This window comes from Desulfotalea psychrophila LSv54 (assembly GCF_000025945.1).
GTDB classification, from domain to species: domain Bacteria; phylum Desulfobacterota; class Desulfobulbia; order Desulfobulbales; family Desulfocapsaceae; genus Desulfotalea; species Desulfotalea psychrophila.
On record NC_006138.1, the window covers coordinates 3306466 to 3329566 of the forward strand.

General features: G+C 48.6%; 18 protein-coding genes. 8 read left to right on the plus strand and 10 right to left on the minus strand.

Annotated elements, in window-relative coordinates; translation table 11 throughout:
• Window positions 1-15 precede the first annotated feature (15 nt).
• Window positions 16-1509 carry an MltF family protein gene (locus tag DP_RS14805; RefSeq protein WP_162096668.1) on the plus strand — a complete coding sequence of 498 codons (1494 nt, stop codon included), beginning with the start codon at window positions 16-18 and terminating at the stop codon, window positions 1507-1509.
• Window positions 1510-1515: 6 nt separating this feature from the next.
• Here the strand turns inward: DP_RS14805 and DP_RS14810 are convergent, their stop codons facing one another.
• From DP_RS14810 to DP_RS14820, 3 genes are read right to left on the minus strand one after another with little or no spacing between them, the layout of a single operon-like run.
• Window positions 1516-2916: a phosphohexomutase domain-containing protein gene (locus tag DP_RS14810; protein WP_041278085.1), complete on the minus strand. Its 1401-nt coding sequence runs from the start codon at window positions 2914-2916 to the stop codon at window positions 1516-1518.
• 1 nt (window position 2917) lies between these two features.
• Complete coding sequence (locus DP_RS14815) at window positions 2918-4360, minus strand: mannose-1-phosphate guanylyltransferase/mannose-6-phosphate isomerase (protein ID WP_011190167.1); 1443 nt, start codon at window positions 4358-4360, stop codon at window positions 2918-2920.
• A gap of 38 nt (window positions 4361-4398) precedes the next feature.
• The gene (locus DP_RS14820; protein ID WP_049785165.1) at window positions 4399-5946 is read right to left on the minus strand and encodes an AmpG family muropeptide MFS transporter; all 1548 of its coding nucleotides are present in this window, start codon (window positions 5944-5946) and stop codon (window positions 4399-4401) included.
• A 220-nt stretch (window positions 5947-6166) separates the two neighbouring features.
• On the opposite strand from DP_RS14820, the gene cysS reads away from it, so the two are divergent.
• From cysS to mpl, 3 genes are all read left to right on the plus strand, one after another.
• Window positions 6167-7636, plus strand: coding sequence for a cysteine--tRNA ligase (gene cysS, locus DP_RS14825; protein WP_011190169.1), 1470 nt, complete (start codon window positions 6167-6169; stop codon window positions 7634-7636).
• A gap of 185 nt (window positions 7637-7821) precedes the next feature.
• Window positions 7822-7992, plus strand: a complete 171-nt coding sequence (locus DP_RS18270; RefSeq protein WP_011190170.1) for a hypothetical protein — start codon at window positions 7822-7824, stop codon at window positions 7990-7992.
• A gap of 1 nt (window position 7993) precedes the next feature.
• Window positions 7994-9430, plus strand: coding sequence for a UDP-N-acetylmuramate:L-alanyl-gamma-D-glutamyl-meso-diaminopimelate ligase (gene mpl, locus DP_RS14830; protein ID WP_011190171.1), 1437 nt, complete (start codon window positions 7994-7996; stop codon window positions 9428-9430).
• Between the two features lie 3 nt (window positions 9431-9433).
• Here mpl and DP_RS17140 read toward each other — a convergent pair whose 3' ends face one another.
• Window positions 9434-9766 carry an Hpt domain-containing protein gene (locus DP_RS17140; RefSeq protein WP_049785122.1) on the minus strand — a complete coding sequence of 111 codons (333 nt, stop codon included), beginning with the start codon at window positions 9764-9766 and terminating at the stop codon, window positions 9434-9436.
• A gap of 57 nt (window positions 9767-9823) precedes the next feature.
• On the opposite strand from DP_RS17140, the gene tilS reads away from it, so the two are divergent.
• The gene (gene tilS / locus DP_RS17145) at window positions 9824-11239 is read left to right on the plus strand and encodes a tRNA lysidine(34) synthetase TilS (protein WP_011190173.1); all 1416 of its coding nucleotides are present in this window, start codon (window positions 9824-9826) and stop codon (window positions 11237-11239) included.
• 474 nt (window positions 11240-11713) lie between these two features.
• Here tilS and selB read toward each other — a convergent pair whose 3' ends face one another.
• The 3 genes from selB to DP_RS14855 form a co-directional block, all read right to left on the minus strand.
• Window positions 11714-13645, minus strand: coding sequence for a selenocysteine-specific translation elongation factor (selB, locus tag DP_RS14845; protein WP_011190174.1), 1932 nt, complete (start codon window positions 13643-13645; stop codon window positions 11714-11716).
• A 27-nt stretch (window positions 13646-13672) separates the two neighbouring features.
• Window positions 13673-14314, minus strand: a complete 642-nt coding sequence (locus DP_RS14850; RefSeq protein ID WP_041278086.1) for an MBL fold metallo-hydrolase — start codon at window positions 14312-14314, stop codon at window positions 13673-13675.
• Window positions 14315-14417: 103 nt separating this feature from the next.
• A complete protein-coding gene (locus DP_RS14855) occupies window positions 14418-15389 on the minus strand; it encodes an Mrp/NBP35 family ATP-binding protein (RefSeq protein ID WP_041278087.1) in 972 nt (323 codons plus the stop codon).
• Between the two features lie 423 nt (window positions 15390-15812).
• On the opposite strand from DP_RS14855, the gene ftsY reads away from it, so the two are divergent.
• From ftsY to DP_RS14870, 3 genes are all read left to right on the plus strand, one after another.
• Window positions 15813-17198 carry a signal recognition particle-docking protein FtsY gene (gene ftsY / locus DP_RS14860; protein WP_041278088.1) on the plus strand — a complete coding sequence of 462 codons (1386 nt, stop codon included), beginning with the start codon at window positions 15813-15815 and terminating at the stop codon, window positions 17196-17198.
• A gap of 62 nt (window positions 17199-17260) precedes the next feature.
• Window positions 17261-18082: a TerB family tellurite resistance protein gene (locus tag DP_RS19050; protein WP_011190178.1), complete on the plus strand. Its 822-nt coding sequence runs from the start codon at window positions 17261-17263 to the stop codon at window positions 18080-18082.
• Window positions 18083-18325: 243 nt separating this feature from the next.
• Window positions 18326-19513, plus strand: a complete 1188-nt coding sequence (locus DP_RS14870) for a pyridoxal phosphate-dependent aminotransferase (protein ID WP_011190179.1) — start codon at window positions 18326-18328, stop codon at window positions 19511-19513.
• 90 nt (window positions 19514-19603) lie between these two features.
• Here DP_RS14870 and der read toward each other — a convergent pair whose 3' ends face one another.
• From der to DP_RS14885, 3 genes are all read right to left on the minus strand, one after another.
• Window positions 19604-20944, minus strand: a complete 1341-nt coding sequence (der, locus tag DP_RS14875; RefSeq protein ID WP_011190180.1) for a ribosome biogenesis GTPase Der — start codon at window positions 20942-20944, stop codon at window positions 19604-19606.
• Window positions 20945-21171: 227 nt separating this feature from the next.
• Entirely contained in the window at window positions 21172-22179 is a 1008-nt protein-coding gene (locus DP_RS14880) for an aminoglycoside phosphotransferase family protein (protein WP_011190181.1), read from the minus strand.
• The gene (locus DP_RS14885; protein WP_011190182.1) at window positions 22179-23096 is read right to left on the minus strand and encodes a nucleotidyltransferase family protein; all 918 of its coding nucleotides are present in this window, start codon (window positions 23094-23096) and stop codon (window positions 22179-22181) included. Before DP_RS14885 ends, DP_RS14880 begins: the two co-directional genes overlap by 1 nt.
• Window positions 23097-23101: the final 5 nt, after the last annotated feature.

Genomic DNA, 23101 nt, shown 5'->3' on the forward strand with positions numbered 1-23101 from the left:
TTTGCGAGCTGCATTATGGCTCTACTGCTTGTTGGACAGACGGGCCTTGCCCAAACTCCACCGCCACTCAAGCTCACCAGCAGACCCCTCGCTTCAGAACATTTCTTTAGTGATTCCGGAAAAATAGAAAAGAGACGCTTCATCCGCTTCCTGGTCCCCTACAGCAAAACATTTTTCTTTTTGGATGGAGCCCAGCCTCGTGGGCTCATCTACGACCGAATCATGGCCTTTGAAAGGGCACTCAACAAAAAGCTAAAGACCAAGCATATAAAGATCCACGCCGTCCTCATTCCCACCCCACGGAAAAAACTGCTCGAAGGCCTGATGACAGGCAAGGGCGACGTTGCGGCTGGCAACCTCACCATTACCCCAGAACGACTCAAGAAGGTAGACTTCACAAAGCCATTTCTCACCGGGGTCAACGAACTACTGGTCACCAACCAGCTTAGCCGCCAATACAGGACTGTTTTCGAGCTGACGGGTAGCACAATCTATGTTAGAAAATCAAGCAGTTACTATACAAGCCTACGAAAAACAAACCTCATCCTCGCAGATTATAGATTGGCCCCGATCAAAATAGAGTCCATAGATGATCGACTTGAAGATGAGGACATCTTGGAACTGGTCAATGCCAATATCATAGAAAAAACCGTTGTCGACCAGCACAAAGCAGATTTCTGGGCAGAGATTTTTCCCTCTATACGGGTCCAGCATAGAATAAAGATCAGTAGCGGCGGAGAAATTGCCTGGGCCACCCGCAAGGATAACCCCTTCCTCAACAAAGAGATAAATGAATTTGTCAGAAAAAACAGAGAGGGCACCCTGGCGGGCAATATGCTCTTTCGAAAATACCTAAAAAAAACGGACTATATCGCCAATATCCTTCAGGACGATACGGCCTACAAAAAGCTCCTCCCCACCTTTAAAAAATACGGCAAGGAGTACAATTTTGACTATTTTCTCCTTATTGCCCTTGCCTATCAGGAGTCACGACTCAATCAAAGCGCCAGGAGCAACATGGGTGCGGTGGGAATCATGCAAATACTGCCATCTACGGCCCAGAGCAAGTACGTAAACATCAAAGACATCCACACCATCGACGCCAATATCCATGCAGGAACAAAATACCTGCGTTTCATCGCCGATAGATACTTCCCCGCTTCGGAAAACATAAGTAGCCTTGATCGGGCATTTTTTACCTTTGCCTCATATAATGCCGGCCCGGCAAGAATTTCGGCAATTCGCAAAAAAGCCGCCAAGAGCGGATATAATGCCAATATATGGTTTCAAAATGTGGAAATAACAGCAGCAAAAGAGATAGGCCGGGAGACGGTACAGTACGTCAGCAATATTTTTAAATACTATACGGCCTACAGTCTTCTGGCCAATACAGAGAGCAACAAAATAAAAGAGTCCTGGCTACTGGGTGAGCCGGTGAGTAACTCGCCGACACTGCAGACACCTAGCAGCCATAAGTGGCTCTCAACAGATAATAAAAGAGAGCCCTAGGAGGGGCTAGCCCCTCTCCTCTCGTAAAACGGCAAGAACCTCTGCCGTCTTCAACTCCATAAGCGCCCTATCCCCCCTTGACTCTACATTAAGGCGAACAACAGGTTCGGTATTAGAACTGCGCAGACTAAAGCGCCACTGCCCCATCGGCTCAGCAAAGGAGAGAGAGATACCATCGGTATAATCGGAGGCAACAGCCTGTCCCTTATACCTCTCAAGAACCCGTTCAATGGACTCCTTCGGCTGAGCAAGTTTAGAGTTAATCTCACCCGATGAGGGAAAGGCAGCGATACGGGCAGCCACCATCTCGGAGAGCTTTACCCTCTTCACAGAGAGAAGCTCCAAAACCAAAAGCCAAGGAATCATACCGCTATCACAGTAGGCAAAGTCACGAAAATAGTGATGCGCACTCATTTCACCCCCATAGACAGCATCCTCCCGTCGCATTCGCTCCTTGATAAAAGCATGCCCTGTTTTACAGAGAATAGCCTGACCGCCACAGGAGGCAACAACCTCTTCGGTATTCCAGGTGAGACGGGGATCGTAGATGATCTTCTCTCCTGCACTCTTTTGCAAAAATGCCTCGGCAAGAAGACCGACGACATAGTAACCATCAACAAAGCTCCCATTTTCGTCAAAGAGAAAACAGCGATCAAAATCACCATCCCAGGCAATACCCATGGTCGCCCCCGTACTCTTCACCATGGAGGAGGTAGCCTGACGACACTCCGGCAAGAGGGGGTTGGGAATGCCATTGGGAAAGGATCCATCTGCTTGGTGGTGGACCTTAACAAACTGCACCGGCACCCCTCTCTCCTCAAAGATCTTCTCTAAGGCATCTACCACATGACCGGCTACCCCGTTCCCCGAATTCACCACCAATTTTGTTGGTTGCAAGAGGCTCAGGTCAATATAGCCGAGAAGATGATCCACATAGGCGGCAAGGGTTGATCCCTGAGAATAAACGCCCTTGGTAACCTGCTCATGAGAGGGATCCTGCCATGGCTGCCTTTCTGCCAGCTCCTTTATGGCAAAGAGCCCCGTGTCTCCGGAGATAGGCCTACTCTCCTCACGGACAAACTTAAGACCATTATAATCGATGGGATTATGGGAAGCAGTAACCTCTATACCTCCATCAAATTCCAGATATTTGGTGGCAAAATAAATTTCTTCTGTGCCAACAAGACCAATATCGAGGACATCAACACCTGCATCCATAAGCCCCTCTGCCAGGGCAAGCTTAAGACTCTCGGAGGTCTGACGAATATCACCGCCCACAACCACTCGCCTCGGTTTAAGATATTCACCATAGGCCCGGCCAATCCGGTAGGCAATACCCGTGTCCAACTGAGAACCAAGCCGACCCCGAACATCATAGGCAGTAAAACAGGTTAATTCCGTAGTCATGTTACACCTCTCGCTTTTTTTTTGACTGTGCATCAGAGCAACTCTCTATTCGCCCGTAAAGATCCTCAAAACGAACAATATCATCCTCTCCAAGATAAGGACCTGACTGCACCTCTATGAGTTCCAAATCCACCTTACCGGGATTTTCAAGGGCATGAAGCACACCCACTGGAATAAATGTCGATTCATTTTCTGTTACCAAAAAAACATCCTCTCCCTTGGTTACCCGGGCAGTCCCCGAGACCACAATCCAGTGTTCAGCCCGATGATGATGCATCTGCACGCTTAACTTGGCATCCGGTTTAACACTGATTCGCTTTACCTGATAGCGCCCGCCGGCATCAATGGAATCGTACTTACCCCAAGGACGATAAACCTCCCTGTGGAGACGAGCTTCACTCCGCCCCTCGTCCTTGAGCCGTTGCACAATCTGTTTTACCTCTTGGACTCGATCCTTAGTTGCCACCAGCAGGGCATCCTTGGTATCAACCACCACCACGTTATCAAGACCAATGGTGGCAATGAGACGATCCCCGCCATGGACAAGTGAATTAGTAGTCTCCTGCAAGAACACATCACCTCGAACCCTGTTTCCCTGGGCATCCTTGTCACCAACCTCCCAAAGGGCAGACCAAGAACCAATATCATTCCAACCTACATCCAGGGGAACAACCACGGCATCCTCGGTCTTCTCCATTACCGCATAATCTATCGATTCTTCAGGACAGGCCAAAAAATAGTCCTTGTCAACCCGAATAAAATCACCATCATGACAGGTTGAGACAAGGGAGGCCAAGCAGGCATCGGCGATATCCGCTCGATGCTTTCTCAGCTCTGCCAGATAGGTGCTGGCTCGAAAGAGAAACATACCGCTGTTCCAATAAAATTCACCACCTTCAAAGTACTGCTTGGCAACCGCAGCATCGGGCTTTTCGACAAATTCCTCAACCCTGAAGCCCACAGCTGCAGGCCCGCCACGACGAATATAGCCATATCCCGTATGGGCTGAGGTGGGGACAATACCAAAGGTCACCAAACAACCCTCTTCAGCCAGAGGCAGGGCCTGTTGGATGGCCTGGACAAAACCTGCGCTATCTTCAATAACATGGTCTGCGGCCAGGACCAAAAGAAGGGGATCTTCACCTTTTTCAAGGGCAATGCTTGCAGCCAGAGCTACGGCGGGGGCCGTATTCCTTCCTGCGGGCTCAAGGATTATCTTACCCAATTGGTCTAAAAAACGGAGCTGTTCGGCCACAATAAACCTATGCTCTTCGTTACAAACAGTTATCGGGGCTGTCACATCGAGACCGGCAAGGCGATTAAGCGTTGCCTGCAACATTGTCTCCTCACCGACAAGTGGCAAAAACTGCTTGGGATAAAGGGCACGGGAGAGGGGCCAAAGTCGAGTCCCAGAGCCGCCTGCCATAATTACGGGAACAATCATATCTCATCCTTTTTATTATAAAACAGTCCGAGTTAAACCTATAAAACAGGGTCTGTTTTTATCATTTTACCCGCGAAAAAAACAAGTATAATTACGGGAACGCCCATCAGGGCTGTTAATATAAAAAACTGTTCATAACCAATACTACCCACAATAGAACCGCTATATCCACCAATAAACTTAGGAAGCAGGGTCATTATAGAAGAAAATATTGCATACTGCACCGCCGTAAAAGATATATTGGTGAGGCTGGAGAGAAAGGCAACAAAGGCGGTGGAGGCAATGCCGGCACAGAGATTGTCTGCGCCTATAACCAGAGCTAAAAGGCCAAGATTTTCGCCTGCACCAACGAGCAGGGCAAAAAAGATATTTGTTATGGATGCTAAAACCGCCCCCAACATCAAGACCCTATACATACCAAAGCGCAGGGTCAGTACCCCCCCTAAAAAGCCCCCGACCAGAGTCATGGAAAGACCGAATGTTTTGGTTATGCCGGCAATGGCATTCTTAGAAAAGCCCATATCCAGATAAAAGACATTTGAGATCACCCCGAGGACAATATCAGAAATACGATAACAACCCACCAAAGCCAAAAGCAAGAGGGCTGTCCTCATACCAAAACGATCAAAAAATTCTCGTACTGGTCGCACATAACTTGCCTCCAGCATTCCTGTCGGGACAAGACCTGTCTTTGCCACCATTTTCCCCACCGCCAGGGCAACCAGCAGGGCTGAAAACAAATGAATTGCCTCAACAAAAAAAGATGCCCCCTGCTCACCTAAAATTGGCAAAAACAGACAGGACAGGCCAGAGAAGAGATGAGCACCGTAAAAAAAGCTGAGGGCAAAGGAGAGGGCCATAAGGGCAAAGAGAAAAAGAAACCTGCAGTAAGCCAGAGGACTATACTGATGCCTCGGGTGGGCGGCTCTGGTTGGCTCAGAGGTGCAGAGAGTGGTTACAACCCCCACCAGCATAATGACCGCCATTATCAAATAGGTGAAACGCCAGGCTGAATAGTGATAGGCCCCTGCATCCGTCCCAAAATATGAGGCAATGAACAGGGAGCCGGCACCTGCTACCAACATCCCCACCCGGTAACCAGCAATATAGACCGAGGCCAACAGGGCCTGCTTCTCCTCCCCGGCAAGCTCTATCCGATAGGCATCAATGACAATATCCTGGGTAGCCGAGGAAAAGCCAAGAAAAACCGCAGCCAGGGCCATCAGGACAAGGTTTGTTCCTCCCAAAACCGGATCCAGAGAACTCATCCAAATAATGGCAGCTATGATAGAGCATTGCGACAGGAGGAGCCAGGACCTCCTCTTTCCCAATTTTTTACTGAGAAAGGGAAGGGGCAGGAGATCGACCAGAGGAGCCCAGATAAATTTAAATGAATAGCCAAGGGCCGCCCAACTAAAAAATGTGACGGCAGAACGGCTCACCCCAGCCTCCCTAAGCCAGACGGAAAGGGTTGAAAATATCAGTAAAATTGGAATTCCTGCAGAAAAGCCAAGAAGTAACATCACCAGCACCTGAGGGGTCAGCCACTGCTTCAGGGCCTCGCTCCAGGGGAGATTTTTATTCATATTACGGCTCATTCTTGTCTTTTCTCCTCTAAAGGATTATTCTAGTTACTTGAACATTAATAGTTTTTCTGTTTTTTCTGCCTAAAGGGTCAACAATAAAGAACATAATCCTGGCAAAAATCTCAGAACTATATACAAGCAGAGTAGGTGATAGTACAGGTCACATACTACAATTTTTCCTTTAAAATACAAGAAGAGCAAACACTCTACAAATTATACAATGGATATCCGAGTATACAACACCTTAAGCGGTAAGAAAGAGCCCCTGCAACCCATTGAACCAAACCACGTCAAACTCTATGTATGCGGCATTACCTCTTATGATTACTGCCATATAGGTCATGCCCGCTCAGCTCTGGCCTTTGACATGATCGTGCGCTATCTGCGCTACTTGGATTACAAGGTAACCTTTGTCCGTAATTTCACAGACATTGACGATAAAATTATCGCCAGAGCAAACGAAACAGGGGTTACGGCCCAAGCACTGGCAGAACGCTTTATCGACGAGTTCCATACCGATATGGATAACCTCGGTACCCTTCGCCCTGATATTGAACCAAAGGCCACCGAGCATATTCAGGAGATGATTGACATTATCCAGGAACTGGTGGACAAGGATATGGCCTACCCATCGGCAGGTGATGTCTACTATGTGGTCAACTCCTTTCCAGAATATGGCAAGCTGTCGGGACGCAATATTGAGGACATGCAAGCAGGTGCCCGTATCTCCATCAATGAGCAGAAGAGAAACCCCATGGATTTCGCTCTTTGGAAGGCTTCAAAACCAGGCGAGCCCTCTTGGGAGAGCCCTTGGGGACCAGGTCGCCCTGGCTGGCACATAGAGTGTTCTGCCATGAGTCGCAAATATCTCGGTGAAAATTTCGATATCCACGGCGGTGGCAAGGATCTTATCTTCCCCCACCACGAAAATGAAATTGCCCAGAGTGAAGGTGCCAACGGCAAGCCATTTGCCAACACCTGGATTCATCACGGTTTTGTCACCATTAAAGATGAGAAAATGTCCAAATCTCTGGGCAACTTCCTCACCATCAAGGATATCTTAGATCATTATCATCCAGAGATCCTCCGGGCCTTTATCTTCTCCACCCAATATCGTAACCCACTGGATTTTTCTGAGATTGCCATGCAGGATGCTGAGACAGCTCTGGTTCGCCTCTATGAATGTCTGCACGATATTCAGCAACTGGCCAAGGGCGATCCCACCCTGCCTGCCCTTATCTCAGCCAAAGATGCGGCCAAGCTGAACTCCATTGAGACGCGCTTCCAAGAAGCCATGAACAATGATTTCAACACCGCCCTAGCGCTTGGTGTCCTCTATGATGCAATCAAAATCATCAACCGGGCCCAAAGGGCATTAACCGACACCCCAAGCGCCCTGGACGTCAAGATGCTCAAGGGCAGCATGACCCTTATCCAGAAACTTGCCGGCATCGTCGGACTGCTCCAAGAAGATGCCAACCTCTTCCTCCAGCAGCGAAAAGAGAAGATGCTGAGCGGAATCGATATCACTGAAGCAGAGATAGAGAGCTATATCCAGCAACGTCTTGATGCCCGAGCAAATAAGGACTGGGCTCGAAGCGACGAAATCAGAGATATTCTCTTGGAAAAAGGTATCACCCTCAAGGATGGCGCCGACGGCACAGGTTGGTCCGTGCATCGCGCTAACTAAACAGCATCAAAAGGCGGGATTCCTCTTCTGATCTCTCCATTGGAGAGATCAGAATAGCATCACTACCAAGAATTTGGGATGGCCCGAAAGGTTATTCCTTACCAGAGGTGCCCTGCTACTTTTGACGAATTGGCCTTCTTCGGGTAGCAGGTTGCCTTTTACTCTTTATAGCCAAGGTAGAAGAGATGGCACCACCAGAAAACACAAAGGACACACCCGTTTCTGAAGAGTTGCTCCTTAAGATCTCTAAGGAAATTATCATAAAATTTATCGAGGTTGGTCGGGTTACCCCCGCCACCTTCGGCGAATCCTTTACCAACATTCATAACTCTATCAGAAAGAGTGCGCAGAGATAATATGGAACTCGATCCCCTCCTGAACAAGGTCCCTGAGAAAATAGAACATATCCATATACTTGGTATATGCGGAACAGGTATGGCTGCCCTAGCTGGCATGCTACAGAGCCTCGGATACCGGATAAGTGGTAGCGACCAACAGGTCTATCCGCCCATGTCTGATTTTCTGGTAGATCTTGGAGTTCATCTCCACCAACCCTACTCTGCAAAAAATCTTAGCCAGGAACCCGATCTTGTTATTATTGGCAATGTCATTCGCCGTAGCAACGAAGAGGCCCTTGAAGTTGGCCGGAGGGGACTGCCTTACCTCTCCTTTCCCCAGGCCCTCGCTCATTTTTTCATCCGCTCCCGCAGTTCACTGGTGATCACCGGCACCCACGGCAAGACCACCACCTGCTCTCTGTTGGCCTCCGTACTCTACCACGCAAAACTTGACCCCACCTTTATGATTGGTGGAATTGTCCGTGAATTCAACAGTAATTTCAGACTGGGCAAGGGAAAATATTTCGTTGCAGAAGGTGATGAGTACGATACCGCCTTCTTTGATAAGGAATCTAAATTCCTTCACTACCGACCCCAGATTGCGGTGATCACCTCTCTGGAGTTTGATCACGCCGATATCTTTGCTGATCTTGAGCAGATAAAACGAGCCTTCGCCAAGTTCATCCAGCTCTTGCCTCCGGACGGGTTGCTTATTGCCAATCTGGACAATCCCGATATTGCCGAACTGGCCCAAGCCGCCCCCTGCCCGGTAGAAGGCTATGGCCTCAACAGCTCCTTCCCCTGGTCTCTGGGCAAGATAAGCAGCCAGAGCGGTTACACCCACTTTGAAGTGCTCAAAGACGGCACACTCTGGGACAGCTTCACCGTCGCACTGCCCGGACAGCATAACTGTCTCAACAGCCTTGCCGTCTGTGCCATCATGCACCATCTTGGACTTGATACCAAAACCATCAACCAGGGACTGGTGGCCTTTGGGGGCGTGAAGAGAAGACAGGAGATACGGGGAATAGAAAACAATATCACTGTCATTGATGATTTTGCCCACCATCCAACAGCGGTCAGAGAAACACTGGCGGCCCTCAAAGCTGCCTACCCACAGAACCGCCTGGTGACTGTTTTTGAACCTCGTACCAACTCATCAAGAAGAACCATCTTTCAAAAACAGTACAGCGAATCCTTTGACAGCAGCAATATTGTCCTACTCCGCGAGCCCGTCCCCCTGGTGGACTACCCCGCAGACCAGCTCTTCTCCTCGAAACAGCTGACCTGCGACCTAAAAAAACGCGGGCTCAAGGCGGCCTCTTTTGCCAATACCGACCAGATCCTCCTCCACCTTAAAAGTCTCCTCCAACCAGGAGATGTCGTTGCCATTCTTTCAAATGGTGGCTTTGACAACATCCATGTCAGATTATTGGAGAGCCTTAGAGAAAATTAGCCCCTATTGCTGCAGAGGTCGAAGGATCTCTGCAAGCTTCCCTGAAACACCTGAAAAATCAAAGGAGACACTTTCCTGCTTTGCGGCCTGCTCAATGGTCAGGGCACAGTCACCGGCCCCCTGCAAGCCGAGATTAAGCAGAGCACCTTTAATTTTATGGGCTGCCCGGGCGATATCTGCCATGACCGCCGAGGCGATCGCAGTATCAAGCTCCTGCTGATTCTGAATCATGGCGGTGCAAAAACGAGGAATCAAGGCATCTATCTGCGCCTCCTCTAAACCAAATTGCTCCAGCAAGTGTTTCTTTATACAGGTACGACTCACCTCTTCACACATAGTGTCTCCTTTTAAAATATAGTATATATCGCCTATCCACCACATACAGTACCAAAAATGTTAGAAAAGACAATTTATTATAAGATGATAACCCTGAAAGTCAAAAATATTATTAAAGAGAAACTTCCGCTAAAGTCAGGGGATAAAATCATTGTTGGCGTTTCGGGTGGGGCAGACTCCATCGCCCTCCTTCATATCCTGACAGAGCTGAATCTCGATCTGCAACTTATCGCCATCTACATTGACCATGGACTACGCCCCGACGAAATTCCACAGGAAATATCCTTTGTCAAAGGGCAGGCAGGGGCCGTCGGCGCAGAATTTGAATCCATCAGCGTTGACGTATTGGCCCTGAAAAACTGTGACAAGCTCTCCACGGAAGACGCCGCCCGCAGGCTCCGCTATCAGGCATTTGCAGAGGCCCGAGAGCGCTACGGGGCCAAGTATATCATGGTGGCCCATAACGCAGATGACCAAGTAGAGGAGTTTTTCATCAGACTCCTACGTGGTTCAGGTCGCAGGGGGCTTTCGGGAATGCCCTACCAGAACGGCCTCCTCCTCCGCCCTCTGCTCTCCCTTACCAAGGCCGATCTCCTCCTCTATCTGCAGGAAAGAGGTATTGACCACTGCGAAGACTCCTCCAACAGAGAGCCCTGCTACCTGCGCAATCGCATCCGACTCGACCTCCTGCCAAGGCTTGAAGAGTACAACCCATCCCTCCGCAGAACTATTTTAAATACCAGTTCCATCCTGGAGTCGGAGGAAGATTTCCTGGAGAAAAGCGCCCGCGAACTATTTAACAGATCCACTCGAATCAACAGGGAAGGGAAATTGCCCAAGACAGAGCTTGATTGTCGTAGTTTTTCCGGGGGACACCAGGCACTGCAGAGACGAGTCATAGAGCTTATCTGTTGGCAGATGGACGCTCAACCCAGTTTTACCCATATTGAAAATATTTGCCGATTGGCAACAGAGGGAACCTCAGCAAAGACATTACAACTCGGTAGTGGTTTACGGGTGAAAAAAGAGATAAGCCAAGTGGTCTTCCACTACCCACTGGGCAGAATTGCCACCCGCCAAGGCGAAAGAGAGATACGACTAGAGCGTAGAATCGACGGCGAGGGTATCTTTGCCATCCCTGAACTCAATCGGCAACTGACCATCTCCACAGGCGAAGGGGCGGGAGAAGGTCGGCTCTTGGTGGACAGGGAAAAGATCAATTTTCCCCTCCTCCTCCGCTTCCACAGAGCAGGGGAAAAATTCCATCCTCTGGGTGCACCAGGCAGGAAGAAGGTTAGTCGCTTCCTCACCGACAAAAAAGTACACGGTGAGGACAAGCAACTCTATCCGGTGCTCATTAACGGTGATGGTAACATCATTGCCATTGTTGGTCTGGCAATCGCTGCCCAATTCAAAAAAACGGAGACAAGCAAACAGCTCATCTCCATAGGCTGGCAGGAGACTACAACTTAGAAGCGGAGCGTAGCGAAGTGGCGAAAAACGAAAAGCAGTTAACCACAGAGATCACAGAGATCACAGAGATCACAGAGCAAATTAATTAAAAAGCAAAGAAACGACAGTACCAGATAATCAGCCTACAGTGAGAATTTCAAAAAACCATATTTAATAGCTGGGGGATGAGCGTAGTGGCGAGGCTCTTTTCTTTCGTCGTAAGCCATACCACCGTCGTATGATCAAGCCATACTACCGTCGTATGATCAAGCCATACTACCGTCGTATGATCAAGCCATACTACTGGTTCGCATTTGAGTAAAAGAGATACATATATCAGTTTTTGGATAATACACGGGTAAAGCTGAAACGACTTTACCCGAAAATTTAAATGCTGTGCTAGAGCTTAGAGGCAGAATGGCGAAAAATAATCAGGCTGAAAAAGCGCTAACTGTTTTTCACTTTTAGCTGACAGCTTTTAACTGACAGCTGCAGTTAGGCCTTACGACGCAAAATGCGCTTATCACCAACCCGCATGGTCAATTTTACCCGGTCAAAGTATTCGAGAATTGGAATAGAAAATTTCCTGGAGAGACCGCTCAGCTCCTTCATCCCCGGGGCGTCTATCTCGCCCAGGCGTTGAATACGCTCCTCGATCTGCCTACTTAACTCGTCTATGATCTCCTTTGCATAGTAGAGCGTCTCGCTGATCTTAACCAGCTTCCCCTCACGTAATTGCAGGGCCAGGACCTCTTTGACCAGAGACTCTGAATAATCGGCAAAATGGTCCATGGTCTCCCGAATGGTGGGGGTCGCTGTCCCCCTCTGCTGATACCAGACGAGCAAGTCCCGCTGCAGCTCTTCCTCATCAGCCTTCAGGGCAACCTCATGGCTTGCCATATGGACCAGAGAATCTTCCTGCACCAGAACATCTTTACGGACAAGATCGGCGAGACACCAGTTAAAGAGCTTGGCATCCACCCGGGCCCCAAGACCTGAACGTAACTCCTCCTTGGCAATACCTGCCTGCAGAGGATTTTCTTTATGGTAGGCAACAAGGCTTAGGATAAGTCGATCCTTCAGTTGCTCTCCATACTCTGCAAAAATATAGCGTTGCAGGGAGGGATCAACCATGATCATCCGCCTGCTTGAAAGGGGGGCAGCAATGACCTTCTTCAGCTGCTTGGCAAAGAGCCCCAGACGCACGCCTATATCATCCAAACAGAGCCCTGTCATCCCCGCATCTTTCAAGAAGAAGAGAATCTTTTCTTCGTAATCCCCAACCTTGAGACAGTGATAGGCGGCAATGTTTTTCTGCCGATCTGCCTCGTTGACCCGCTTGCGCTTTCTGGGCGAGACATTACCTAAAACAGTACCACCACCGATGGTAACGACAGGAGAGTAACTTCTCACCACAAAACGATCACCAGGCCAAACAGCAACCTGCTCCTCAAGTAAAACCTGCACCATGGTCTCATCACCGGGCTGCAACTCATCCCGATCAAGCAGGGATATTCTGCCCATTATCTCAGCCGTACCAAGGTGAACCCGCACCCGGGCACGATGTTTAAGCGCCTTGCTATTAGAGGCGATATAGAGGAATTCACAGTCAAGCATATAGGTCGCCTGCAGGCTGCCATCATGGGCCAGGACCATACCACGCGCTATATCCGCAATATCCACTCCCTGCAGGTTAATAGCCGTGCGATGCCCAGCCTCAACATAATCCACAGCCTCGGAGTGGACCTGAAGACCTCGCACCTTGGCTACCAGCTCACCGGGATAGAAACGCAACTCATCACCCAGTGCGGCCCGGCCGGAAAGTGACGTCCCCGTCACCACTGCCCCAAAACCCTTCATGGCAAAAACACGATCAACGGCTAGGCGAAAAGAACCAAATATCTCGTTAAAGCTCTGCCTCTTCACCAGTTCATCGAGAACATCCCGCACCTCATCCAAACCCTCACCAGAGGCAGATGAGACGGGAAGAATAGGGGCATCCTCTAAAAAGCTGCCCTGGCAAAACTCCCGAATCTCCTCTTCAACCATCTCCAGCCAATCGGGATCAACCAGATCTTTTTTGGTGAGAATAATCAGACCTTGCTTCACCCCCATCAGCTGACAAATTTCAAAATGCTCTTTGGTCTGGGGCATAATGCCCTCATCGGCGGCAATGATAAAGGCAAGAATATCCATACCGGAGACACCCGCCACCATGTTTTTAACAAACTTTTCATGGCCGGGGACATCAACAATGCCGAGGCGATGCCCGCAGGGAAGATCCATATAGGCAAAACCCAACTCAATGGTAATGCCACGTTTTTTCTCTTCCTTAAGGCGATCCGTCTCTATCCCTGTAAGGGCCCGGACAAAGCTTGTCTTGCCATGATCTACATGACCTGCTGTACCAAGAACTATTTCACGCATAGGGGTCTATTGAGTTAAATTCAAGAGTTATTTGAGAAAAGGGTTGGCTCGTTTTTCAAAACCGATGTGAGAACGATCCCCGCCATAGCCATGTCCAGGCCAAACAATGGTCTCATCCGGCAGGACGAAGAGCTTGGTCCTGATGGAGTTGAGAAGGTCCTGATGATTGCCACCCATGAAATCGGTGCGTCCCACGGCGGTCACGAAGAGGGTATCTCCAGTAAAGAGATCACCATCAGGACCATCATTATTATAAAGACACATTCCGCCCGGAGTATGACCGGGAGTGTGAAGAACCTTAAGAACAACCTCACCAATATTTATGGTATCGCCATCGACCACGGTAATATCCACGGGCGGAGAGAACTCAAGACCCAGATGGGAAAAATGATCCTTAACCTCAGCCTTGGCAAAAAACTCGGCATCCAGGGCATGCATGATAATCTTTGCCCCCGTTGCCTCTTGTATTCTACGGTTACCACAGACATGATCCGGATGACCGTGGGTGGCAATAATATACTGAAGATCCAAACCTGCCTTCTCAATTGCAGCAAGCACGCGATCTTCGTCACCACCAACATCTATAAGGGCAGCCTTCTTGGTCTTCTCACAGCTGACGAGATAGCAACAAACGCCCATCGTCCCCACTGTTATCTGCTCTATTTTCATATACACTACCATTTTTTTTGGGTTAGCTGAAAGATTGCAGCTTTCAAACGGCCCCTATTTGATTTCACAGGCGAACTTTCGCCTGTGAAATATTCAACAAACTCTAACAATCACACTTTTCAGTATCACAACCACCAGTACCACAACCACAGCTGCTTGCAGCCTTCGGTGCGACCTTAGGAGCTACTGCCCCAGGGGCAGCCATTTGAATTGGAGCCACGGGTGGCACACGATTTTCAACGGCCTCAAGCACCTTGGTAAAGGCATCAACAGCAGGACTTTTTGCATCTGTAACCAGATAAGGAGCACCATCATCACCTGCGATAACAATACGCGGATCCATAGGGATACGACCAAGGAAGGGCAGGTCATACTCACGGGCCAAGGCCTCACCACCACCAGACTTAAAGATATCTACGACAGCATTACATTCAGGACAAACAAAACCTGACATGTTCTCAACCATACCAATCACATCAAGCTTAACTACCTTACAGAAGTTAATCGATTTACGTACATCTGCAAGAGCCAGCTGTTGTGGAGTTGTTACCACAATAGCCTTCAGATTAGGGATGGTTTGAGCTACAGAAAGAGGTTCATCACCGGTACCCGGAGGAGCATCAATGATAAGATAATCAAGTTCGCCCCAATCCATATCAGAAATAAATTGACGAATTGCCTGAATCTTCATTGGTCCACGCCAAATAATGGCCTCGTCACGATCACGAAGCATATACTCAATAGAAACAACCTTCAGATTTTCATTGTAGTCAAGAGTGGCTACTAAATCATCGGGAGACTCAGGTGGTTCAAGACTTCCGGTCATATTCAACATGCGTACAACATCGGGTCCATGAATATCAACATCCATCAAACCAACCTTATGACCGCGATTAGCAAGCCCCAGGGCAAGGTTTACAGAAACAGTTGATTTACCAACACCGCCCTTACCGCTCATCACAATAATCTTGTTCTTGATCTTACCAAGAGATTTTGTAATTGCATTTTCCTGCTGAGCCATCGCCGCCTGTTGGCTTTCTTGACTACTACAGGAACTTCCACATGATCCAGCCATTGTACTTCCTCCTATAATTTGTGATAACTCACTTAGGTAAAGACATATAAAAAGTGAAAACAATTCTACTTGAAAATAGAAGATTCTCATCTCTGAAATATCTGCTATAATCGCACAACAATAAGAAATAAAGACACGCAAAGCAGACACTAAAGTAATCTTGTTAACAGGAAAAGCAAATAGTTTAATGCCCCAAACTTATTTCTATCATATTGTCTCTTTAGCACAGGTAAATAGATGCTAAAAAACAAAGAGAAAGAAGTTCTGAACAAAGCACCTTTTTACTTTTGCATAGAAGGCAGAGCAGGTATTCTTTTGATTGATTTCTTACTGTTTCATTCGTAAGGTAACCTCTCACAAAACTTTTACAATTCATTATAGGCTCATAGCGACAGATTGCCGCAATACCACAGGAAGGATAATATGCTCGGTTGGTTCAAAAAAAAGTTCTCAAAGAAAACAGACACAGCTCCTAAAAAAGAAGAAGCTGTTCTGCCACCGATAGAGGTGGAAGAGGTAGAGCAAGTCGTCAATGCCCCAAGAGAGGTAGTGGCTACAGGCAAGGAGAGGAAAGAGCCCAGCGAAATAGAGGCAGTAATCGAGCCAGAGGAACCACCCACTGCGACAGCGATTGAGACAGCACCCGCGCCATTGGCTCAAGAGGATATCTCCGCCCCACCTCTTGCCCCTGAAGAGGTTAGCAAAAAAGAGAAGGTCATCGCGCTCAAACCAATAACTGAAATGGCTGCCGCTCCGGCACCAGCCAAGGCAGAGCCGAAGGCAGAGCCGAAGCCAGAACAGGCTACAGAAGCTGAGAAAAGTTCACCGCCCGCACCTCCTGCCCTTATAGAAAAAAAACCCAGCAAAGAGGAAAAGAAACCCTCTCTGTTTAAAAAGCTCAGTGCCCGGCTGGCCAAATCCCGTGAGGCCTTTACCTATCAGCTTGACAGTCTTTTTCTCGGAAAAAAAGAGATCGACACCAACCTCCTCGACGACCTCGAAGAGCTTCTCATCATGGCTGATCTTGGCGTTTCCACCACGGATGAGATACTGGAATTTGCCCGTCGCAAGGCTAAGAGAAAGGAACTCTCCGACCCTGCCGCCCTGAAGGAGGCCATTAAAACAAAAATTGCCTCCTTCATAGAAGAAGCCCAGGAAGATGCAGAGCTGGTCATGCCGGAATCAGGCCCATTTATCATCATGGTGATTGGAGTTAACGGGGTTGGCAAGACAACAACAATTGGTAAGATCGCAAAGAAATTTGTCAATTCAGGAAACTCTGTTATGCTCGTTGCCGCAGACACCTTTCGAGCAGCAGCCGTCTCTCAATTGAAAATTTGGGGCGAGCGCAACGAGGTCCCAGTCTTCTCCCGCCAAGAGGGGGCTGACCCATCCTCTGTAGCCTACGACGCCATAGCCAAGGCCGTGGCTGAAGAGTATGACGTTGTCCTGATCGATACAGCCGGTCGCCTTCACACCCAGACCAACCTTATGGAAGAGTTAAAGAAAATCAAAAGGGTTATTGGTAAAAATTGTGCCGGTGCCCCCCACGAAATTATGTTGGTAATAGATGCCACCACCGGACAAAATGGTATCTCCCAGGCAAAACTCTTCAACGATGCCGTCGGCATAACCGGTATAACCCTGACCAAACTTGATGGCACTGCCAAGGGCGGCATTGTCGCCAATATATCACGGGAGCTGGATACACCTATCCGCTTTATCGGTATTGGTGAACAGATAGATGACCTCCGTGATTTTGACCACAACGAATTTATCGAGGCTCTTTTTCAAACAAGAGACAACTAATAGAGGCGGACGGTGAGAGAGGAACTCTCACCGTACCTACCCCCATCTCCTATAGGTTCCTTATGAAATACCAACAACAACAACAGCCAGGTTGCGGTGGATGTTTTATCATCCTTCTTTTACTGATGCTTATCCCGGGAGGAGCCTCCTTTCTCGGCTCCATTTTTTCCTTTGCCCTCACGACAATTGTCCTTATCGTTGCCATTCTATGGGGCTTTTCCTTTTGGATGAGACGCAAAATTGTCGATTACGAACAGTCACAGACGGAGAGCCATAATCGTTTCGTCTGGCTCCTCACCCATATACTGGTCCATATCGCCAAAATCGATGGTGTTCTCACCAAAGAAGAGGTCCTGACCATCCAACGCTTCTTCCAGGACAGTCTGCGCTATAACCAAACCCAGATGCGCTGGGTGAAAGAACTGATCAAGGAAGCATCCTCTTCAAACAATAGCCTTGAGTCCCTCTTACAGGAATTCAAGACATCCTTTGCCTATGAGCCCAGGCTTATTCTTCTAGAGCTTGTCTATCAGGTAATGTACAGCAATAGCCATGTACCCGATAACGAGTTACAGATAGCCAGAAATATTGCGAAATACCTTGATATCTCAGACTATGACCAACGGACTATGGAGGCAAAATATCGCTACCAAAGCCAGCATCCAACAGGAGGAGGAGGAGGCAACCAGGAGGCACAGTTCAGAACCGTGTTGGGTGTTGACGCAGGAGCAGAATTTGAAACCATAAGAAAGGCATATCGTAAACTCAGTATGCAGTATCACCCCGACAAGGTGGCACACCTCGGTGAGGAATTCAAAAAAGTTGCTGAAGAAAAGATGAAGGAGATTAACGCCGCCTACGATTACTTCAAGAAGAGACAGTAAATACAGGCCGTTTTTTTCATAGAATGGCAGGCCTGGAAGATGACAGTTTCCAGGCCTGTTTTACGTTAGGGATAGCTTGAAGACTTGAACCTTTCGATAAAGATCTAGGCATAATAAAAAATGAGCACCGAAAGCATGGGTAAGAGCCTAGGCTTACCTGCGAGGACACTTTTTTTATTAGACTGAGATTTGCAGAGAGGAGTTTTTTTCAGGATCCCCTCAAATCAAGAGCAGGAGTAGAGAATGGCCATATCAAGTAAGATGAAGATCTTTGCGGAAAAATCTTCCTGGATTCGCAAGATGTTTGAGCAGGGCGGTAAGATGAAGGCTGAATTTGGCGCTGAAAACGTCTTTGACTTCAGCCTCGGTAATCCCGATGCACCTCCCCCTGCCCAGTTTGATCAAGTCCTCGCCAAAATTGCAGCCGACAATGGCCCTGGCACCCACTCCTATATGCCCAATGGCGGCCACCTCTGGGTACGCGAAGCTGTGGCAGGCCAAATGGCCAAGGAACAGGGAGTGAAGGTTGTCGCATCTGATATGCTTCTGAGCTGCGGGGCTGCCGGTGGCATCAACGTCATCATGAAGTCCCTGCTCAATCCAGGTGATGAGGTAATCTTTCTTGCCCCATACTTTGTTGAGTACGATTTCTATGTGGATAATCACGGTGGCAAAAGCAGGGTTGTCCAGACCGACGAGAACTTCAATCCCGATATGGCTGCCATCCGAGAGGCCATCAGCGAAAAGACCAAGGCGATCATTATAAACTCGCCCAACAACCCTACTGGACAGATTTACAGCAAAGAGATTCTGGCAGAACTGGGCCTCCTCCTCACCGAGATGGGAGAGAAATTTGGGAGCACCATCTACCTTATCTCCGATGAGCCCTATCGCAAGATCACCTATGACGGCATCGAAGTACCTAGCATCTTTGCCGCATACAGCAACAGCATCATCGTCTCCTCCTACTCAAAAGATCTCTCCCTACCAGGAGAGAGAATTGGCTATGTGGCCGTTCACCCCGGGATTAGCGAAAAAGCGGAACTGGTCAGCGCCATGACTCTGGCCAACAGAATACTCGGTTTTGTCAACGCCCCCGCACTTATGCAGAGGGTTATTGCTGAACTTCAAGGTATTTCCGTGGACAATGAGAGGTATGCGAGAAGAAGAGAGGCCTTTTGTCAGATCCTCACCGAGGCGGGTTTTGATTTCGTCCCACCCAAGGGAGCCTTTTACATCTTTCCAAAATCACCCATCGAAGATGATGTGGCATTCTGTGCAATTCTACAGGAAGAGAAGATACTTGCCGTACCAGGCCGTGGATTTGGCGCCCCAGGCTATATTCGCCTTGCCTTCTGCGTGCCCGATGAAACCATCGCAGGTTCTGCTGCGGCCTTCAAACGTGCTTACCAAAAGGCACTGAAGGCGTAGTCCAACGCCCATCAGGCAGACACAAAAAAACCCAAAACGGTATCAGAAAAGATACTGTTTTGGGTCTCTACTACTTAGGCTCCCTACTCTCTAAACGCGCTGGCCAGACTTATCCTTAAAGATAAGCTGAATAGGCACCTTATCGAGGCCAAGCCCCTCTCGGTACCTGTTGGACAGAAATCGTTGATAAGAAAAATGGACGCCCTTACTTGAGTTCGACATAATAACAAACTTAGGCGGACAGGTTCCAATCTGCGAAGAGTAGTAGAACTTCAAGCGCTTGTTCTTATAGATCGGTGGCGCATGTACAGTTACAGCCTCGCGAAGCAGTCTGTTGATCGTCGAGGTAGAGAATTGAGCACTGTACTGACGGTAGACAGAACCGATAACCGGAAAGAGTCTCTTGATCCCGAAACCACTCAGGGCTGATACGGTTAAAAGCGGGGCAAAACCAATAAAGGGAAGCTGACGTCCAACCTCTGCGAGCACCTCATCCTGGCGTTTCTTATCCCCTTCAAGCAGATCCCACTTATTGACCAAAATAATGAGACCACGACCCTGATCCAGGGCATAACCAATAACCTTGGTATCCTGCTCGGTAATACCCTCGTCGGCATCGATAAGGATAACTGCAACATCACAACGTTCCAGAGCGCCCAGAGACTTAAGGATACTAAATTTCTCCAGTTTTTCCGTGGTCTTTCCCTTACGTCTGATTCCCGCAGTATCAATAAGGAGATAACTGTAGTTGCCATGGGTAAGCAGGGTATCAACGGAGTCCCGGGTTGTTCCTGAAATTTCAGAAACAATCATCCGATCCTCACCGAGAATGCGGTTAATCATCGATGATTTACCGACATTGGGACGACCGAAAAAGGCAACCTTAACGGTGCCATCGGGAAGATCCTGGCTCATGGTGCTTGCCTCAATGGTCTCACTAAGAGCATCCATTAAGGTGTTAAAGCCAAAGGTGTGATCAGCTGACAGGGACCAGAGTGTTTCTACACCCAGTTCATAAAATGGGCAGAGAAGCTCAAGCTCTTTCTCCGGGCCATCTATCTTATTTATCACATGATAAACAGGTTTCTTGGCCCGACGAAGAATATCCACCACCTCATAATCTGCAGGGGTCAGACCTTCACGACCATCCATCAAAAAGAGGACAATATCAGCCTCTTCGATAGCAGCAAGGGCCTGATCGCGGATATGGGGTACCAACACATCTTCCGGATTATCATCAATTCCACCGGTATCGACCAGTATCATGGCCCGATTATTCCATACAACCCGCTCATATTGGCGATCCCTCGTTACTCCAGGAGTTGGATCAACAAGGGCATTTCTTGATTTTGTTATTCTATTGAAGAGGGTGGATTTACCGACATTAGGTCGACCAACCAAAGCAACAATAGGACATGAACTATTTGACATATTTTCCTTTTGCCTCTACGTTATTTCATGCGGATAAACGAAAGCAAGCCCTCCGCGAATGAAATACATCATGGCAAGCGCGTTTTCCCTTTCAAAAATTAGGGCTCTATTTACCCGATACAAAGCAATTTTGCACCAACTATACTTTGATCACAGAAAGTAATGCCGATCGGATAAAGAGCAATGCTTACCTCCGAGAAAAGCATCTTTCGTTTTTTTCAGAGCCTTTATCTATATAGACTTAGGCCCCTGCGAACTGTCTGTCTCAGCACCCTATAATTTTGGTAGTAAGGGGCTGAAAGTATTTTCTCCAAATTGAGCAGAGATGGTCTGATAAATTGGACAAAAAATGTCTTCTTTGCCACCGCTGACAACCAGGAAAAGGCCCCTATTATCTGTAGACTACGCTGACAGGCAAGGAGACTGTACTGCTTGGCAAAGTCCTCTCGGCTAATATCTATCTGCGCACCCAGAGCAGCAAGGTAGTCCTCCCAGAGCAGGGCACGAAAATCTTCGTCCAGATCAACATAGGGATCATAGAGAAGAGAGGCCAGATCATAGCCTAATGGGCCCCGGCGTCCTCCCTGAAAATCAATAATAGAGGGCCTACCGGCATGGATCATAATATTTCGCGACTGAAAATCGCGATGGAGAAAAAAGTCGGTGGAGTATAATGAAACAGCATCAGCAAGGGAGGAGAACTCCTCTGCAAGACCAATGGGCACCTCCTGACCGAGCAGACCCTGCCAAAATGCCCGCAAAAAATAACCGGACTCTCGCTCCAGCATCAGGCTCCTGTCATAGCAGGGACTATCCCAACACCAACTGCTGTCAATGCCTCGTGCCCTACAGTTCATGCCGGCAAGGGCACGAACAAGCTGGCGATAAAGCTGTCGTCCCTCTTCTGTATGGGCCACATCCTGCAGGCGAGTATTACCAAGGTCCTGAAAGAGCAAGCCTCCAGAAGCCTCATCCCAACCGTATATCGCGGGAACGGGAGTACCACAGGCCAGAAGATAACCTCCTATATGGTAGGCAGCACGAGATTCAGCCCTATCCTTTGCCTCCTCTCCAGCCGGCAAGACGGCAATGAGGGTCTCGCCACCACTGGCTAATCGATAAAAACGCCGTGAAGATCCATCTCCTGCCAGCTGATTCTCCTGCAAAGGGATAAAATCCTCTCTGCCAGCCTTCTGCAGTAACTCAGTCACCACAGCCCTATCTTTTTCTTGCATCAGATAACCTCTCCGCCAAGACTCATCTCAGATGTCACAATGGTATCCCTATAGGAACAGCCTTCCAGAAGTTCCGCCCCGGGCCAGACCACGGAACGGGCCAAGCGACAGGCTCCTTTTACCCGGACAGAGTCCGGCAAATAGGCCCAATCGGTCACCTCCACACCTTCAGGGGGCACCGAGCTTAATTGAACAGCAGGCAAAAGCTCGGCAAGCACCGGCACCCGAGAGGACAACAAACCCGCATGCAGATCGAGATAGTCGGCAAGAGTACCCATATCCGCCCAATAAGACTCATCCATTCGGTAGGATGAAATCCTCCCACCACCTGCCAAGAGCCTTTTGTAGCGATCTATAATACAGGAAAAGCTCTCCTCCTCTATATCCCTTAAAACCCAGGGATCGAGAACATGCAAACCAGAAAAAGCTGCATTTTTCAGTGACCCGGCACCAAAGCCCACCACCTCTTCTCCCAGCACCCCAACCCCGTTAAAACGAGGGCAATCATGCATGGCCATGGTTACGGGCAGGCACGCCCGTAAATGTGCATCATACAGGCTCCGATAGTCCAGGTTGTGATAGATATCACTGTTTGTCACCAGCAAAGGCGCATCGTCCAGACAGCTCAGGGCCCTGCGCAAACCACCGCCAGTGCCAAGAATCGTCTCCTCTTCCTGAATAATAAGGCCATCAATCCCCTGCACAGCCTGGACAATCTGCTCCCGCAGATGATGACAGTTGACAATAATTTTTCTAAATCCCGCATGCTGCAATCGCCTAATGGTCAAAATCAACAGGGGCGTATCCAAAATGGGAAAAAGAGGTTTAGGCCGTATTGCTGTAAAGGGTAGAAGACGAGTACCAAAACCCGCCGCCAAAATCATTGCCTGCATATCAACCTCTTCCTGAAACTTCAAGGACG

Coding starts and splice junctions, on each gene's coding strand:
- DP_RS18270 (WP_011190170.1), top strand. CDS start 7,822: ATGGCACCACCAGAAAACACAAAGGACACACCCGTTTCTGAAGAGTTG.
- DP_RS14805 (WP_162096668.1), top strand. CDS start 16: ATGGCTCTACTGCTTGTTGGACAGACGGGCCTTGCCCAAACTCCACCG.
- tilS (WP_011190173.1), top strand. CDS start 9,824: ATGTTAGAAAAGACAATTTATTATAAGATGATAACCCTGAAAGTCAAA.
- cysS (WP_011190169.1), top strand. CDS start 6,167: ATGGATATCCGAGTATACAACACCTTAAGCGGTAAGAAAGAGCCCCTG.
- DP_RS14810 (WP_041278085.1), bottom strand. CDS start 2,916: ATGACTACGGAATTAACCTGTTTTACTGCCTATGATGTTCGGGGTCGG.
- selB (WP_011190174.1), bottom strand. CDS start 13,645: ATGCGTGAAATAGTTCTTGGTACAGCAGGTCATGTAGATCATGGCAAG.
- DP_RS19050 (WP_011190178.1), top strand. CDS start 17,261: ATGAAATACCAACAACAACAACAGCCAGGTTGCGGTGGATGTTTTATC.
- DP_RS14820 (WP_049785165.1), bottom strand. CDS start 5,946: ATGAATAAAAATCTCCCCTGGAGCGAGGCCCTGAAGCAGTGGCTGACC.
- DP_RS14870 (WP_011190179.1), top strand. CDS start 18,326: ATGGCCATATCAAGTAAGATGAAGATCTTTGCGGAAAAATCTTCCTGG.
- DP_RS17140 (WP_049785122.1), bottom strand. CDS start 9,766: ATGTGTGAAGAGGTGAGTCGTACCTGTATAAAGAAACACTTGCTGGAG.
- mpl (WP_011190171.1), top strand. CDS start 7,994: ATGGAACTCGATCCCCTCCTGAACAAGGTCCCTGAGAAAATAGAACAT.
- ftsY (WP_041278088.1), top strand. CDS start 15,813: ATGCTCGGTTGGTTCAAAAAAAAGTTCTCAAAGAAAACAGACACAGCT.
- DP_RS14880 (WP_011190181.1), bottom strand. CDS start 22,179: ATGCAAGAAAAAGATAGGGCTGTGGTGACTGAGTTACTGCAGAAGGCT.
- DP_RS14850 (WP_041278086.1), bottom strand. CDS start 14,314: ATGAAAATAGAGCAGATAACAGTGGGGACGATGGGCGTTTGTTGCTAT.
- der (WP_011190180.1), bottom strand. CDS start 20,944: ATGTCAAATAGTTCATGTCCTATTGTTGCTTTGGTTGGTCGACCTAAT.
- DP_RS14815 (WP_011190167.1), bottom strand. CDS start 4,360: ATGATTGTTCCCGTAATTATGGCAGGCGGCTCTGGGACTCGACTTTGG.
- DP_RS14855 (WP_041278087.1), bottom strand. CDS start 15,389: ATGGCTGGATCATGTGGAAGTTCCTGTAGTAGTCAAGAAAGCCAACAG.